Below are 15903 nucleotides of genomic sequence, written 5' to 3'. Positions count from 1 at the left end.
TCTCCTCGAATCTCTATAAAGAGAGATATAAATGGAATGTGCCGAGTTTGATGATCAGTATCCTCAATATGCGGCGTGTTGAGAGGTTCGGCAACTACTGTAAACGCCGGGATTCTCTCCTCGTAGAAAGATAGGCTAACAAGAGGTCGCACTCGGCTGGAGACGTTCGCAAGCACCTGGAGTGTAGCTCTTGGCGGAACAATTCTTCACAGTAGGCGCCAATACACAGACGATGACGGACGAAATCGACATCCCAACCGAGCCGCGGGCTGCGGCCGACGCACTGGCGGCCCATCTGACTGCGACCGCAGATCGCCCAGTCCCGCCAGCGACGAACCGATGGCTCGGAGAGGCTGAAGCCGTCGCCCGCGATGCGACCAGTGACGACCTTGACACGCAAACCAGACGGAAACGGGTTCGGCAAGTTGCTACACTGCTTGAGTCGGCTGACGAAACAGGCGATGTGGTCGCCGACCGCCACATCGAAGCAGCGGTTGAGTGCTGTCAAGTCATTCTCGCTAACGAGTGACGATGACCCTGTTTCTACGGAATAGCCCTCTCGTTACATATTAAATTCTACTAAGTAGAGAAACCGAATTAAATCACACAAAGTTATTCATTTTCGTTAAAGAAACCAATATAAGTTACTGAAGAGTGTTCCAGCGCACCACACTTATATTCGTAGTCTCTAAAGAATACTTTGATGAGTTCAAAACAAGACGATCTCAAAGAGACAGACACCGAGGCTCGTTTCGAGTTCAAGAAGGAGGAGAACTCCGCCTTCAAAAGCGAGAAGGGGCTCACCGAGGAGACGGTCCGCGTCATCTCGGAGGACAAGGACGAGCCGGAGTGGATGTTGGAGCGCCGCCTGCGCGCACTCGAACAGTTCCAGGAGATGCCGATGCCGACCGACTGGCCCGGCCAGCCGGACCTGAGCGAGGTCGACGTCGACGAGATCATCCCGTACATCCGGCCGGACGTCGACGTCCGCGCCGGCGTGGACGACTGGACCGAGCTCCCGGACGAAATCAAAGACACCTTCGACAAGCTGGGCATCCCGGAGGCCGAGAAGAACGCGCTCTCCGGCGTCGGCGCCCAGTACGAGTCGGAGGTCGTCTACCAGAACATGCAGGAGCGGTGGGAGGAGAAGGGCGTCATCTTCTGTAACATGGACGAGGCCGTCCAGGAGCACGAAGAGCTCGTCCGCGAGCACTTCATGACGAAGTGCGTCCCCCCGAGCGACAACAAGTTCGCGGCGCTCCACGGCGCCATCTGGTCCGGCGGCTCGTTCGTCTACGTCCCCGAAAACACCACCGTCGACATGCCCGTGCAGGCGTACTTCCGGATGAACTCCGAGGGGATGGGCCAGTTCGAGCACACGCTCATCATCGCCGAAGAGAGCTCGGAAGTCCACTACATCGAGGGCTGTTCCGCGCCGAAGTACTCGAAGTTCAATCTCCACTGCGGCGGCGTGGAAGTGTTCGTCGACGAAGACGCCCACGTCCAGTACTCGACCGTGCAGAACTGGTCGAAGAACACGTACAACCTGAACACGAAGCGCGCCATCGCCGAGAAGGGCGGGCGCATGGAGTGGATTTCGGGCTCGATGGGGTCGAAGGCGACGATGCTGTACCCCTCGACGATCCTGAAGGGCCGCGGCGCCTCCGACAACCACATCACTATCGCCTTCGCGGGCGAGGGTCAGGACATCGACACCGGCGCGAAGGTGTACCACAACGCGCCGGACACGAAGTCCACCGTCGAGTCGAAGTCGATCGCGAAGGACGGCGGCCGCACCAACTACCGCGGCCTCGTCCACATCGCTGACGGCGCGGAGAACTCTTCGACCGCCGTCGAATGCGACGCGCTGATGTTCGACAACGAGTCGACGTCGGACACGATGCCGTACATGGAGATCAACGAGTCGAAGGTCGACGTCGCCCACGAGGCGACCGTCGGGAAGATCGGCGACGAGGACATCTTCTACCTCCAGTCGCGCGGCCTCGACGACGACGACGCCAAGCAGATGATCGTCTCGGGCTTCATCGAGCCCATCACGGAAGAGCTGCCCATCGAGTACGCCGTCGAGCTCAACCGGCTCGTCGAACTCGAAATGGAGGGCTCGCTGGGGTAATCCGATGCCTGAGTGCGCCCACTGCGGAGCACACGTCTCACAACAATTTGTGACCGTGTTCGGGTTAGACGGTGGTGACGTAGTTGCCTGTCCAGCGTGTTCCGGTCGGGCACACATCGCAGAGACGATCGTGGACCGATACTAGTCTCAGACCATGGAACACTGCTTTGCGTGTGAGACCGACTACGGGTACCTCGGAACGGCCCCGCACGAAGGGTCCTGTCCAGCCTGTGGCTCGACTGCTGTCACTCCCGCAGGCGATCTCAGCGTCGTCGACACGACAACATGGGAGAGCGCGAACGGGCTCTCAACGGTCCACGTGACAGCGACTGACAACCTATCACGCCAGTTTGAATTTGTTATTGCGGCGCGGCGGGGACAAGGGAAACTCGTCTGTCTAGCGATCGATGAGGTAACCGTGCCCACTGAGACAGTGTGGTCAGTTCCATCTGCCGTTGCTACGAGAGTTACCGCGCATGGTATCAGGATCAGCGACTCAGCGCCGGCTCAGAGCTCACAATGAACAGTACTGGCCAGACACACAGTAGAACGCGTCTGTCCTGTCCCAGTCACGAGAGGTGATGCCACGTGATAAAGATACGAGCGCATACCCCCGTCTTTAGGCGGGGGTCAAGCGGGCAATAGCCTACACACCCACCGACGACGCCACGTCTGGATTTCCCACGGTTCATCGGGAGTATTAACATGACGACGGAGCATAATGTACAGCACGGATGAAGACCACACGCCACGCGAGCTACGACCTCAACTAGCACATAGTGTGGTTGCCGAAGTACCGTCAATCGGTACTCGTCAACGTGGTAAGTCATCGTCCGGGAGTTCAGTCGACAGTGACTCGACGTCCCTCTGCACCGCCACGAGGCGGTCGGTAAGCGAGCGGTACTCCTCGCTGGTCTCGAGTTCGGCCGGGCTTTTCACTGCTTCGAGCGTGTCCTGTCGCTCGATCTGCGAGAACAACTCCTGGAGCTTCTCGTCGTACTCGGCGCGGGCCAGCATCCGGTCGACCGTCTCGTGCAGCGCTGTGGCATCGACCGGTTTCTCGAGGTAGGCGTCGAATCCCATCTGGACGACGTCGAGGTCGGGGGTGACAGCCGAAACCATCGCGACCCGAGGGTTGACATCGGCATCCCGGATCGCCTCGAGAACTTCGCCCCCCGCGAGCCCGGGCATCATCCGATCTAGCAACACCACGTCCACGGTCTCGTCCAGCTGTTCGAGGGCTTCGGTCCCATCGTAGGCAGTCTCGACGTCGTAGCACCCCTCGAGCCACTCGGTATACAGGTCGGCCACGCTCCGGTCGTCCTCGACGACGAGGACGACTGCCCGGTTCGACTGCCCAGGTGTCATCTCGGCGTCTCGACAGACAGTTCGCTACCCACTGTTCGGCTGGCCGGCACCCGCAAACACACCTCCGTTCCGTCGTCCGTCGTCTCGACCGACGCGTCACCGCCGGCCCCAGTCACGATCATCCGAACCATCCACAGACCGAGCCCCTGCCCGTGATTGAGCGGCGTCTCTTCGCCGGTCTCGAGGAGATCGGCCTCCATCTCCGGCATCCCGGGGCCGTCGTCTCTCACGCTTATCTCGATCCAGTCGGATTCCGGGCGAGTGAGTTCGACCTCGACCGTGGAGCCATTGTTCACCTTGGCGGCGTTTTCTACCAGCTCGTGAACCGCTCTCTGGAGCGTCCGCGGCACTTCTCTCGACTCGTTGCCCGAGATGTCGGTCACGACGGTCGTATCCGGGTATTCCTCGCGTATCGGGGCCACGGCGTGCTCGACCAACGACCCGGCCTCCGCCGTGGTCCGCTGTCCCTTCTGAGATCTGATAACCTGCCGCATCTGCTTCATCTTCTCGGTCATCGATTCCCACTTGTCGAGGATCCGCTCGACGGTTTCGAACTGTTCGGCCCGCTTTTCGGGGTCCGCTTCCTCTGCCATGACCTCCGTCCAGCCACGCACCTTTGTCAAGTCGTTTCGCATATTGTGACGCATCACGCGCTGCATAACCTCTAGGTGGCGTCTGTTTCGTATCCGGGCGGTAATGTCACCACCTTCGACGACGAGCAGAGACACCTCACCGTCATCGTCGGTCACGGGTTTGACCGAGAAATCGATCGTCGCGAGACCGTCGGCGCCGCGAATCTCCGTCTCGTAGCGGACGAGCTCTCCGTCTGCGCCCCGCTCGAGGGCGTTCCGAAGGTCGTCTCGAACGTCCTCGGAGTGGGTCCACCACGGAGCATTGGAGAACGGTTCCCCGACGATGGCATCGCCCTTGACCCCGCCGAACTCGAGCGTGGCGTTGTTGACTTCGACAACCGTGCCGTCGGGTTCCAGTAGCCCAGTGAACTGGAAGGTCTGGTTGAAGATACTCTCGAACCGCCGGGCGCGTTTCTTCTGGTCGGTCACGTTCCGCAGATACAACAGCATGCCACCGATAGCGTCGTCGTCCAGCATGTTTCGGCACTGCCCCTCGACGTTGAGCCACTCGTTATCGCCCGATTTGAAGCGCCACTCGGCCTGGAAACTCCCGTTAGGCTCGTCTAGACCGCTGAAGAACGTCTCCATCGCTCCTTCCCGACTGTCTGGGTGGAGGTAGTCAAAGAGGTTCTCGCCGACGAGATCGTCGGGGTCGTGCCCGAGGACGCGCGTCGCCGATCGACTCGCGTACGTCACCGTCCCGTCCGGGTCGACGATTGTGACCACGTCGTCGGACTCCTCGACGAACCGTTCGGTTCGGCGCCGCTCGCGTCGTTTGTCGGTCAGGTCATGGACGATTTTCGCGTAGCCACGGAACTCACCGTCGTCGTCCTCAAGCGGCGCGTACCGAACGTCCGCGTAGAACTCCGAGCCGTCCGCCCGGACGCGCCATCCCTCGTGGGCGCTCTCGCCGGCGATACGCGCCTGCTGGAGCAACCGCTCGGGAAGTCCCGAATCCCGGTCGGCCTCCGGATGGAGTTCGGCCATCTCCATTCCGATGGCTGCCTCCGCGTCGTACCCGAACGTGCGCTCGGCGCCCTCGTTCCAGGTTTGAATCACTCCCTCCTCGTCGACGATGAGGAAGGCGTACTCGTCGACGCTCTCGGTCAGCAGACGGAACCGTTCGCGCTCTTCAAACAGGTCCTGCTCACGCTGTGCCTCCTCGGTCACGTCCTGTGCCAACACCAGACCACGGGGCCCATCAGACCCCCCGGTATCATCGTCGACTGGAACGATGTGGATCCGGAGCGTCCGGTCGCCGAGTTCGACCCGGCGATCCGTGCGCTCGCCGTCGAGTGCCGCCCGGAACCGCGAGAGGAGTTCGTCTTTAGTATCGATGCCTGATAGCACCGTCCCGGCCGTTTTCCCTTCGATGCTCGACGCTTCGAGACCCAGCTCCGACAGGAGTTCGCCCGCTGCCAGACCGTACTCGAGGTCCGCGTCGAAGGTGAGGGCAGCACCGTTCGGAATGTTCTGTGCCAGACTCACGTACCGTTGTTCGTTCCGTCGACGCTCGCGTTCCGCTTCCTTCTTATCGGAAATATCGGTCCCCGTCGCGAGCACCCGAACCGGCTCTTTCTCGCCGTCATAGACCGGAGTTGCCCGTGTCCCCACCCACAGTGTGTCGCCATCGCCATCGAGCATCCGGAACTCCCTTATCCACGGGTCGCCGGTTTCGAGCATCGCCTCCAGTTCCCGCTGGACGCGCTCGCGGTCCTCCGGGTGGACTGCCGTTCTGAACTCATCCATGGAGGTTATCTCCCGTCCGACGATGTCGACGAGCGTCTCGTTCCACGTCACGGCGTCCGTCTCCAGGTCCCACTCGGCGATTCCGGTGTTCGTTCCCGAGAGCGTCAGTTCGAGCCGCTCGCGCTGCTGACGGAGTTCCTCGCGAGCGTTTCGGCGGTCGATTTCGTAACCAACCCAGCGGCCGATCAGACGGATGAACGACAGCTCGAACTCGTCGAACGAGCGGTCGCGTGGCTCCTTCGAGGCGAAACACAGCGTCCCGAAAAGATCCTCGCCGGCGACGACTTCAGCGCCGACGTAGGTCTCGAGCTCGAAGGCCTCGTACGCCGGGTCGTCCACCCAGCCGGCCTCGACGGCATTTGTGATCGCCATCGGGCCGTCTCGCTCTATCGTCTTTCGGCAGTACGACTGCGCGAGCGGTACCGATTCGTCCGGCTGGAGGCGTTCGTGTGACCCCAGGGCCTCGACGATTGTCTGTTTTCCTGGCACTGATTCGTCGCCGGTCTCGATGCGCGTCAGAAAACCATAGGGGAGGTCGAGGTAGTCCCTGCTGGCTTCCAGAAGTTCCGAGAGTTTCTCCTCGAAGGTCAGTTCCGAGTCGGTCGTCGTCTCGTAAATCTCTCCGAGGAGGTCTTTCCTCGCTTCGAGCTGTCTCTCGCGCTCCTTGCGTTCCGTGACGTCCTGCTGTATACCGATGTAGTTCTGTAGGACGTCGTCCTCGTCTCTCACCGGCGTGATCGAAATGCGATTCCAGTAGGCCGTTCCATCGCGCCGCTCGTTCCGGAGTTCGAGTGACGTCGGCTCCTCGGCGTCAATCGCCGCACGGAGTTGCGCCACCTGTTCGGAGTCGGTGTCTTCTCCCTGGAGGAATCGCGGATTGCGCCCGATCGCTTCCTCGCGAGTGTAGCCAGTCATCCGCTCGAACCCGTCGTTGACGTAGACCAGCGGATTATCCGCCTTCGTGGGATCGGTGATCTGGATTCCGACGTTGGCTTCGTCCATCGCCCGTTCTTTGAGTTCGAGTTCGCGCTCGCGCCGTCTGCGCTCCGTCTCGTCGCGGACGGTACAAACGAGTCGTCCGTCCTCGACGATGGTCAGGGAGAGTTCGGCGGGGAACGTCGACCCGTCCGGCCGGCTACCGGTCACCATCCCGCGCCAGTAGCCCTCGGTCTCCAGTGCGGGGAACGCCTCGCGCTCTAACCGCTCGATTTCGTCGTCGTCGTACAGCTCTCGCCAGGAGTTCCCGAGCAACTGCTCCTTGCTCTCGAAGCCGTACATATCGACGTGCGACTGGTCGACGTACGTGTACTCATCGCCGTCGAGAACCGCGATGCCGTCGGCTGCCTCCTCGATCGCCCGCTGGAACTGTTCCAGCCGTTGCCGCCGCTCCTTCCGGTCGGTGATGTCCCGAAGGATGCCGGCCGTGCCCCGGAACTCGTCGTCGCCGATGAGTGCGAGCCGGTTTTCCACGGTTTTCTGGCCGCCGTCGGCTGTCTCGAGAACGAACTCCGCCGTCGTCGATCGTCGGTCCGTGGCGAGTAGCCTCTCAATTTGCTCTTTGACCTGCTCGACGTCCGCGTCCCGCATCCCGACGGTGGGGGATTGCCCGATGATCTCCGTCCCGTATCCGAACTCGCGTTGCGCGGCACTGTTGACGAAGGTGAACCGTCCGTCGGTGTCCAGCGCGTACACCGGGTCGTCGACCGCTTCGAGAATCGTTTCGTACCGTTCCAGTTCCTCGAACCGGTGACGACGTTCGAGTTCGGCGCCGATCCACTGTGCGACGAGTTTGATGAACTCCTTCTCCCCTGGCCGAAACGCCTCCGGACGGGGTTCCCCCATCGAGAAGTTCACCGTGCCGTAGATGTCGTCATCAACAACGACGGGCGCTGCGATGTATGCCCGAACGTTCTCGGCCGCTGTGTGGTCCTGGTAATCCGTGTGCGCAACGTTGGCGAAGGCGAGTGCCTCGGCCGTGTCACTCTCGAGCGTTGCCTCACACATCGTGTCCCCGAGGTCGTACACCGCGCCCGCCTCATGCGTTCCGGTCGCATCGACGACGGTATCCACCTCGTAGTCGTCTCCGTCAACGTGCGAGAGGGTGCCGGTATCGAGACCGAAGTGGTCACGCCCAAGCGACAGCAACCGCTCGATCGTCTCGTCAAATTCATCAGAAGCAATCGTAAGGCTGTTCAGTCGCCGGAGCGCAGCCAAGTCTTCTTCGACCGGATCCCCGGATTGCCCCCGCTGGAGCCGCGTGTCCGACGACGGATCGTACGCTATCGTTTGAATATAGCCTGTCCCGTCTACGTCGACCTGTTGGCTCGTTAGCGTGACCGTGCGGTCCCCATCGTCTGCGTGCTCAAGGGTCACCGTGAGCGGTTTCGTCGCTCCGGTGGCCGCGTGTTCGAGATGCTCACGAACCGGTTTTGCCGCTGTGTCCCCGGCGATGTCGGAGAGTGCGCTCGTCAGAAGCGCCTCCCGGTCGCGACCTGTCAACTCGACCGCGGCTCGGTTGACTGCCACCAGTGTTCCGTCGGTATCGCTGACGAACATGGCGTCGTCCGATTGATCGAACAGCGCACGAGCGACGCCGCACCTCATGACGGATGACTGTCGGTGATCGATTCGGGACAGCGCCGTTCGGAGGTTTGCCGCGATTCCTTCGATGATGGCTATCTCGCCTTCGTCGAGTGTATCCAGCTCTGTGACACCGACACGCAATATTCGGTCGCTCCCCACGGGCACGAGAGCCTCGGCCTGAATCGGCTTCGGGGGGTCGGTATCGACTGTCGCCTCGGGAGTGTCGGCAGCCGAAACGTCGTCTCCGCGCTCACCTACCCGATCGACGAACGACTCGGGAATCTGACCCGGAGCGCTCTCAAGTCGGACCGAAGATGGGAGAGAGGACCCGAGAGTAGTTGTTGTCCCCGTCGCCGAATCGTACGCACAGACGCTCGCCACCGGTCTGTCAAACGCCGTTTCTACTAGCTTGATTGTGCGCGAAACCGCGGTCTGAACTGTTTCAGCCTCGCTGAGTTTCGCCGACAGAGTGAGAAGAGATCCCAAACGTTCAGAAAATGGATTATCGCTAATCATATGCTATAATCAATGTGCATGTAATTGAATTGTTCGGCTACTCATCGTTCTCTATCGAATCCGGTTGCATCGCGGCAGCCGCGGTATCCTGAGTGGACGCATCTATCGACGCAGAGCGGAATTGCTCCGATGTTTCGCCGTGCACACCGTTCGTGAAGGCTGGTGCGTCGGCACCCACGGCTTCGCTGACACACGTCCAAGGAAAAAGCGACGGGATCGGAGCAAACGTGATACCCACAGCGTCGGTCGTCCTCTGATATCGGGTCGCTCTGTGAGTGCCGTCTTCGTCCGAAGTGACTTTCTCCAGAAAGCCGACAGTGTCAAGTTCCTCGACGCGACGATAGCAGGTCGCGATAGGTATATCGAGCGACTCGCTGAGGTGCGTTACTGATGTTGGGTCTTCCGTCGCCCCAAGAATCTCCATGCTATACTCCCGTCCGAGCGTCTGAACTGGTTTCATGCCGAGTTATCCTCCGTGTACGATGAGTTATCACTGGTGAAAAAGCACATTTCCAATATTCATAGGGTCATGCTATTCGATACCGGTACGTATCGGTGTACCGAAAATCCGATCCAATGACGAAATAAGACGCTCGGGATGACCACTTATCACCTGGGAGTTGTCAGCGTTTGTATCAGCCGCTGAGGATTTCAACAGAGTCTTTATACTAGTACTTAAATAGCTTTAATTATTTGTGCTATACATAAACTAAAAAATAACCGCGTCACCCGTGAATATCCACCGATAGTAGAACGCGCGGATGTGCCGCTCAAGCTAGTGTTTCTTCCTCATCGCTTCTTCCCGATGCTCGGAGTGTGATCCCGACCTCGACGGACTCGTAGGAGACGAACAGCCGCGTTGCCGTCCCGTCTTCTCGCTGCTCAACGATGCCTGCGGCGACCAGTACGTCGACGTCCTCGTGGACCACCGAACACGTCCGATCGACCCGCTCGGCCAACTCGGTGATACTCTCCGCCGGCGTTGCCATCAGATCCTCTACAAGCTCGATCCGGCGGTCGGTCAACACCTTCCGAGGCTGGTCGACGCTCGCGAACGTCACGACGGCCTCTGCGTCCGCGCCCGTCTCCGCGGTCGCCTGCTCATACGCCTCTGCCGTCGCGATCGCATCCTCGAACATCTCCTCGGTCGTTCCGATTTCGACCCGGAGGGTGTCGGGATACTCCACGTTCTCCATAATCTCGGAGGATAGATTTGATGCGTGCCTTCTATTCTATTGAACAGGAATAAATCAAAATCGAGACTGGTATCTTGACGGCTTTATTGTGGGTACTCTTCCTACCGATCTCAACTGTTAGTCTCTCCGGCTAACAAAATGAACGCCCAAAGGTCAACAGATTTGTAAGCTACTCTATAGTGTTAGGAGATGTTTTCACGCAAATGAAGCCAATTCACTAGCGAATTCCATCTCAACGAGCATAATCACGTGATCACCCGGCTCTAAGACTGTATCGCCTCGCGGGCTTATCAACGACTGCTCCCGTGTAATCGCTCCGATCACGAACTGTCCCTCAATCTCCTTCACAAGGTCTTTGATCGGCTTTCCCACGAGACGTGAGGTTTCATTCAGCTCAAGCTCTAACACTTCTGCCTGATCGTTTTCGAGGACTGCGATGTTCTCTGCAACGCTTTCGTATATGAATCTGATAATCTCTTCAGCAGTTACAGTTCGGGGATTAATTGCAACGTCGATCCCGATTTCTTGGAACAGCGTAATATAATCCGGGCTGTCGACGATAGAGAATACCCGGTCAACACCGAGGCGCTTGGCAAGAATCGATATGAGGAGGTTTTGCTCGTCAGAGTCAAGCGCTGCGATGACAATATCCGCCTCATCGACGTGCTCTCGCGTGAGGAATTCCGTGTCGGTTCCGTCGTGTTCCAGTACAATTGTCTTCGGTAGATTCTCTGCGAGCCACTGCGCACGGCCAGTGTCCTGTTCGATAATCCGGGCTGCTAGCTCACGCTCTTCGAGAAGTCTGGCCGTTTGATACCCGATCTCGCTGCCACCGAGAATTACGATATCATCTGTACTGTCTAGGGTTACCTGCGGTGCGATATCTTTGGCAAACAGCTGGATACTTTCTGGACTCCCGATCACGACTGCCCGATCGCCAGCGACGATGTCTGTCTCCCCCCGGGGTAAGATCATCTCCTCGTTACGGAAGAGCCCAACAAAGGTGAGCGATTCAAATCGGTCGGCCTCAGCAACCGTCTGTCCGACGACCGGACTGTCTTCCGGGAGTTCAAATTCCGCCATTTGGACGAGCCCCCCTGCGAATGGATCGACGTCGATCGCCGCTGGTAAACCGATAATTCGCACGATGTTCTCCGCTGTCTTCAGATCCGTACAGACCATGAAGTCGACACCGAAGGCTGTCTGGTCACGTTCCCACGTTCGAAGATATTCCGTGTTTTTGGCTCTGTTGAAATCCTCTTCTTCAGACATATCCTCATCTGAAACAGCTGGTCGATAAGAGATGCGTATTGTGCACCAAAGTCCCTGAACCGAATAGATTTATAATGAAAGCAATTCCTGGGCCTTGTTTAGACGCGGTGTCGATCGGACGAAACGGTCGCTATCCGAAACACGGAGTTGGACAGAGAGGCTGTCGTAGACTGATCCTGTTCAGCCAACACGGACGCTAACTCACGTTACCGAGAGCGTCTAAACAAGGCTCAATTCCTGTATTCTATATGACCAAAGAGCGAGGCCGTATGCTCGGAATTATCAGTATTATCCTGTCAGTTCTCGCGTTGGCGTATGCTGTCCTCTGGTTTGCTGGGGTAGTTTGAATGCAGCTTTCGACCGCGGTTAGCTGATAACTGCATCTCTTGTATTGACCGCTCAGAGTGATCGGTCGATATTGTGACTGAGACAGGCGATGGTGAGTTCACGGAACTGCTTCCACCAGCGTCGTGACCGGACGAACGCACCGTACTTCCGCTTGAGCGTTGAGTTGACCGTCTCTGATTGACTCCGCTGGCCGTAGAGATCAGCGTCTAAGCGCGCGTTCCATGCCTTGTGGAGTGACGTGAATTCACGATGCTTAATCAGTGGACGAACCTCGTGTTGCCGAGCAAGTCGCCTGATCTTCTGGTCGTCGTAGCCTTTGTCACCGAGCAGAATATCGATGCCCTCGGGATTGCGCTTAATCAAAGAGGGTGCGATCTGGCTGTCGTGTTTTCGTGTTGTTGTCACATGTAGGTCGGTGATCGTGTTCACCTTCGCATCGACCAATAGCGTCACTTTGAGCTGCTGAATCGTAAGTTCAGCCCGTTTCGTGTAGTGTTTTGAAGCGTGACTCCGGTCGAACCCTGACGCATCGACTCCAACGATTCCGCTCGTCGGAAGTAGCGTGGTTGAGAGAGTCAATATGACACGCCATACAGTCATATCAAGCCGGTTGAATGCCTTACAGAGCGTTGATGGCGTAGGAAGTTCAGTTAATCCAAGAGTTCGACGAATGCGTGGCATCTCGATCAGTTCGTCGAGTAAACCACGATAGGTCGTGTTCTTCCGAACTTTGAGACACAGCAGAACAACGTGCTGCGGATGTGTATAGCGGTGTTTTGAGAACTTCGAGGAGTACTGAGAGACGGCTCGGCGTGCCAGATGGATCGCCTTCTCAGTAAAACGGAGAATCTGCGACTTCGGGAGGGTCTTCATCTCATGGAATTATAGGACAAACATGTAACTCCCAGAGTATTTCAACAGAGCCTAGTATTTCAAAACTCGAATGAGTAAATTGCGACATGTACGATCTCACTGGCTTTCAGCGCGATCTGCTGTACGTAGTTGCCGGACTTGACGACCCCCACGGGCTCGCGATCAAAGACGAGCTCGAGGACTACTACGAAAAGGAAATCCATCATGATCGGCTCTATCCCAACCTCGACACGCTCGTTGAGAAGGGACTCATCGAAAAAAGTCAGCGGGACCGACGGACCAACGAGTACAGCACTACTCGCCGGGGCACTAGAGAGATCGAAGCTCGGACTGAATGGGAAGCCGGGTATATTGACCACGACGGGTGATCGAACCGCTGCGTTCGAGGACTGTTCGACTCTAGTATTTCACGCTCTTCTCGCGTGAGCTCCACTTAGCATCACTAGACATCGTAGAAAGAGTATTTTAGATTAATATTATGGTTAAGATTAACTCGTGTCGTTTTAATTGCCGGACTCTACTGTTTTTCAATGGAGTGTCCAAAGATGGAATCGAGAATCTGTTCGAGAAGGGTATCAGCCGGGCAGTAGCTCAGACAGGCAACGGACAGTTTCCTAGGTCTCGTCGATGACGACTCCGATGACGAGTAGTACCGCATTAGCCACATCTGAGTATAGCCTCACAGCTGACAGAGCGATCGCTCGATGTTGCCGTCATGGATGCTATCTGTTTCTTTGCTCTTGTTAGGTTTTACCCTAACACTTATCGGAACAGAGTGCATCGACACGTGTGTGGATGAGCGATGATGTCACCGTACTTGAAGACGAGATTGAAGCCTACGCCGACGGCACCGTTGCGCGGGTACGCGTGCTTTCGGTCCCGACCTCAGACCGGTTCGAGGACGGGATCAAGTACGCCTACCACTACGGCGAAGCCGGCGCAGATGATCCGATCATCCGGTTCGACAACCACCACGGTGTCCACGAACTCCACCTCGGCGGTGAGACCTTCGAGATCGACTACCCCGGCCTTGCGGAGATCTTCCGCGCCTGGCGGGCGGCGCTCCCAGAAGAGAAGCGCGACGACTGGTAGCCCGTTCAACTACGGTGACTGACGTACAGACCCGCGACCAATCACAACCGACCATCTCACGCCCCACCACCCATGACCCAGACACTCCACGTTCAGATCAAGTCCGCCGACCGTAGTGACCTCGAAGAGCGTCTCGAAGCGATCGACGCTGGCGAGGACGTTGACCCCAGTGAGCCGACGCTGTCGATCGAGAACCTCGAAACGTTCGGTCGCGTTTTCCGCTCGACCAACCTCGAGCTCTTGGAGGCGATCGTCGAACACGAGCCGGAGAGCATCCGCGAGCTCGCACGCCTCGTTGACCGGAACCCGCCAGAGGTCCTCGAGAACGTGAACGAGCTGGCCGACTACGGCCTCGTCGAACTCGAAGAAAATGGCCGAGCAAAGCGCCCAGTTGTGTGGTACGACGAGATCAACGCGGACCTCCCGCTCACGACTAAGTCCGGACAGGGCCCGAAGGCGAACGCCTGACTCTACGGAGAAACACGAGGGGTGACGACATCGATCCCGAGGAGCCGCGACCTGACGGACACTACCACGTCGATCGGGACGCAGAGTGGTACTACGTCGACGACGACCTCGCGGGGACGGTCGCCCTCGGGCCAGCGACCGACGGTGAGCCCGGTGACGATTGGGTCCTCACGCTCTCGGCAGCGACGCCGGACGGGGACCCCGACCCGGCCGAGCGTGTCGCTGTTCGCCTCACGCCGTGGTGACGCCGATGCGCTCCATCCCGTCTTCGAGCTGGCCGACGGCCTCCGTTGCGGACCGAGAGCGATCCTCGACGGCGTGGAGTTCTTCGACGGCGCGCCGCGTCGCCGACCGGCCCTCGTCGCTGAGTTCGGTCGCCCGCTCGGAGGACGACGGCCGCAAGCCCGGCGACCAGCAGGCCTGGACGTCGGAACAGCGCCACGCCCTCACCCGCCACGTCGACGAACGGGCCCGCGCCGCCGTCGAGGCGTACACGACACTCCCACAGGGTACTGACCGCCTCAACAAGCAGCGAGCGCGCTACGCGGCACTAAAGACGGCTCGTGACCGGGCTCTGGTGTTCGTCCTCGCGTACACCGCCGTCCGCGTCGGCGAACTCCTCCGGGACCCCAATGACCCGCGCCGGCACGGCGTCCGCTGGGAGGACCTCTCACTTGACGACAGGAGTATGGACGTCTATCGGAAAAAACAGCAATGGGACGCCGCGAGTCTCCCCGACCCGGTGCTCTCGCCGCTGCGGAGCTACCGCCAGCTGATGGACCGGCCGACGGACCGGTGGCCAGTGTTTCCGACGTTCGACCAACGGACGCTTGCGGAGCTCGTTCGGGAAGAGCTAGCCGAACGAGGGGAACGCCCAGAAGCAATTACTGAACACCGTGAAGAATATACTCGCGACCTGCTGCTGGCGCTTGATGAGAATATTCAGCCGCCGTCGATCACGACTGACGGCGCTAGGTCGATTCTCCAGCGGCTCTCGGAATCTGCAGAAATTGACATCGACCATCCGAAACACGACTATCTCGCTCCGCACGGTGGTCGACGCGGGATGGGTGAGGTCCTCGTCCGTGCGTTCGGGTACACGGTGGCGGCCCGGTATCTCGATAACTCCGAAGAGATGGTACGAGAGCGCTGCTCACACATCGAAGCCGGCGAACTCGGTGACGCTGCAACCGAAGCTCTAAATCAGATCAACGGATAAGCGGCCGTCCAGCGCCTGAGAACGCCATCTCAGGAGTATCTGGTGAGAACGAGGAATGGAACTTATTGTTGCGGTCTCTCCTTGGTTTGGCTTTGCAGAAATGGATTCGATACCATCGAAACCACTCGCCGAACTGAGGGTGTTCATCGGCAAAACGCGTCAAACGGTCGTCGACTTCGAAACCGATCGCGGGAAGGTTGCGAAATTCGGCGATTAAGAGCGTAGACATCTTTTTCCATCAAGAATGGGCCTACGAGTGCGAATACCGTTGTACGTCCGGAATTACATGGTTAAGAATCCAACATTCTGCTCTGTTGAATCCGCAGAAGGCGACGGGATAGCGTCGCTCTGAAGGTGGAAGCGAAGCGGAAGAGCCGAATGTGTCTACCCTACTCTTCCGCTTCGTTAAGCAAGCCGCGTCGCTGGCTCAAAAGCGCTGTGCCGCCAGTCCAA

Annotated in this window: 12 protein-coding genes and 1 pseudogene; 7 read left to right on the top strand and 6 right to left on the bottom strand. The window is 58.6% G+C overall.

The annotated features are described in order from the left end of the window. The first annotated feature begins 232 nt into the window (after positions 1-232). The 3 genes and pseudogenes from DJ81_RS08145 to DJ81_RS18760 all read left to right on the top strand — a co-directional run. Positions 233-529, top strand: coding sequence for a hypothetical protein (locus tag DJ81_RS08145; protein WP_094524364.1), 297 nt, complete (start codon positions 233-235; stop codon positions 527-529). A gap of 174 nt (positions 530-703) precedes the next feature. Further along, positions 704-2134 (top strand): Fe-S cluster assembly protein SufB, encoded by a 1431-nt coding sequence (sufB, locus tag DJ81_RS08140; protein WP_094524365.1) that lies wholly within the window; start codon positions 704-706, stop codon positions 2132-2134. 734 nt (positions 2135-2868) lie between these two features. Continuing rightward, positions 2869-2967, top strand: a pseudogene (locus DJ81_RS18760) (IS200/IS605 family transposase); the annotation flags it as partial. Here DJ81_RS18760 and DJ81_RS08130 read toward each other — a convergent pair. From DJ81_RS08130 to DJ81_RS08105, 6 genes are all read right to left on the bottom strand, one after another. Beyond that, positions 2948-3502, bottom strand: a complete 555-nt coding sequence (locus DJ81_RS08130) for a response regulator (protein WP_094589235.1) — start codon at positions 3500-3502, stop codon at positions 2948-2950. The pseudogene DJ81_RS18760 and the gene DJ81_RS08130 overlap by 20 nt on opposite strands. Beyond that, positions 3499-8952, bottom strand: a complete 5454-nt coding sequence (locus tag DJ81_RS08125) for a PAS domain S-box protein (RefSeq protein WP_170938273.1) — start codon at positions 8950-8952, stop codon at positions 3499-3501. The genes DJ81_RS08130 and DJ81_RS08125 overlap by 4 nt, the downstream gene beginning before the upstream one ends. 67 nt (positions 8953-9019) lie before the next feature. After that, positions 9020-9442, bottom strand: coding sequence for a helix-turn-helix transcriptional regulator (locus DJ81_RS08120; protein ID WP_094589232.1), 423 nt, complete (start codon positions 9440-9442; stop codon positions 9020-9022). 310 nt (positions 9443-9752) lie between these two features. Continuing rightward, the gene (locus DJ81_RS08115; protein WP_094589231.1) at positions 9753-10178 is read right to left on the bottom strand and encodes a hypothetical protein; all 426 of its coding nucleotides are present in this window, start codon (positions 10176-10178) and stop codon (positions 9753-9755) included. 195 nt (positions 10179-10373) lie between these two features. After that, positions 10374-11450 carry a Trk system potassium transporter TrkA gene (gene trkA, locus DJ81_RS08110; protein WP_094589230.1) on the bottom strand — a complete coding sequence of 359 codons (1077 nt, stop codon included), beginning with the start codon at positions 11448-11450 and terminating at the stop codon, positions 10374-10376. 399 nt (positions 11451-11849) lie between these two features. Further along, entirely contained in the window at positions 11850-12671 is an 822-nt protein-coding gene (locus tag DJ81_RS08105) for an IS5 family transposase (protein ID WP_094589229.1), read from the bottom strand. Between the two features lie 86 nt (positions 12672-12757). On the opposite strand from DJ81_RS08105, the gene DJ81_RS08100 reads away from it, so the two are divergent. From DJ81_RS08100 to DJ81_RS08080, 4 genes are all read left to right on the top strand, one after another. Next, complete coding sequence (locus DJ81_RS08100) at positions 12758-13039, top strand: helix-turn-helix transcriptional regulator (RefSeq protein ID WP_094589228.1); 282 nt, start codon at positions 12758-12760, stop codon at positions 13037-13039. 427 nt (positions 13040-13466) lie between these two features. Next, on the top strand, positions 13467-13763 hold the full coding sequence (locus DJ81_RS08095; protein WP_094557124.1) for a DUF6516 family protein: 297 nt from the start codon (positions 13467-13469) through the stop codon (positions 13761-13763). Positions 13764-13835: 72 nt separating this feature from the next. Next, a complete protein-coding gene (locus DJ81_RS08090; RefSeq protein ID WP_094524454.1) occupies positions 13836-14231 on the top strand; it encodes a hypothetical protein in 396 nt (131 codons plus the stop codon). 250 nt (positions 14232-14481) lie between these two features. Beyond that, the gene (locus DJ81_RS08080; RefSeq protein ID WP_249269103.1) at positions 14482-15450 is read left to right on the top strand and encodes a site-specific integrase; all 969 of its coding nucleotides are present in this window, start codon (positions 14482-14484) and stop codon (positions 15448-15450) included. Positions 15451-15903 lie beyond the last annotated feature (453 nt).

The organism is Halorubrum sp. Hd13, from assembly GCF_002252755.1.
In the GTDB taxonomy this organism is placed as follows: Archaea; Halobacteriota; Halobacteria; order Halobacteriales; family Haloferacaceae; genus Halorubrum.
Note: the sequence above shows the minus strand (reverse complement) of the source record. Positions and strands in the feature narration are given on the sequence as shown.

Bases quoted from the DNA above. Each gene is read 5' to 3' on its own strand.
- DJ81_RS08145 (WP_094524364.1), top strand. From the start codon at position 233: ATGACGGACGAAATCGACATCCCAACCGAGCCGCGGGCTGCGGCCGAC.
- sufB (WP_094524365.1), top strand. From the start codon at position 704: ATGAGTTCAAAACAAGACGATCTCAAAGAGACAGACACCGAGGCTCGT.
- DJ81_RS08130 (WP_094589235.1), bottom strand. From the start codon at position 3,502: ATGACACCTGGGCAGTCGAACCGGGCAGTCGTCCTCGTCGTCGAGGAC.
- DJ81_RS08120 (WP_094589232.1), bottom strand. From the start codon at position 9,442: ATGAAACCAGTTCAGACGCTCGGACGGGAGTATAGCATGGAGATTCTT.
- DJ81_RS08115 (WP_094589231.1), bottom strand. From the start codon at position 10,178: ATGGAGAACGTGGAGTATCCCGACACCCTCCGGGTCGAAATCGGAACG.
- trkA (WP_094589230.1), bottom strand. From the start codon at position 11,450: ATGTCTGAAGAAGAGGATTTCAACAGAGCCAAAAACACGGAATATCTT.
- DJ81_RS08105 (WP_094589229.1), bottom strand. From the start codon at position 12,671: ATGAAGACCCTCCCGAAGTCGCAGATTCTCCGTTTTACTGAGAAGGCG.
- DJ81_RS08100 (WP_094589228.1), top strand. From the start codon at position 12,758: ATGTACGATCTCACTGGCTTTCAGCGCGATCTGCTGTACGTAGTTGCC.
- DJ81_RS08095 (WP_094557124.1), top strand. From the start codon at position 13,467: ATGAGCGATGATGTCACCGTACTTGAAGACGAGATTGAAGCCTACGCC.
- DJ81_RS08090 (WP_094524454.1), top strand. From the start codon at position 13,836: ATGACCCAGACACTCCACGTTCAGATCAAGTCCGCCGACCGTAGTGAC.
- DJ81_RS08080 (WP_249269103.1), top strand. From the start codon at position 14,482: ATGCGCTCCATCCCGTCTTCGAGCTGGCCGACGGCCTCCGTTGCGGAC.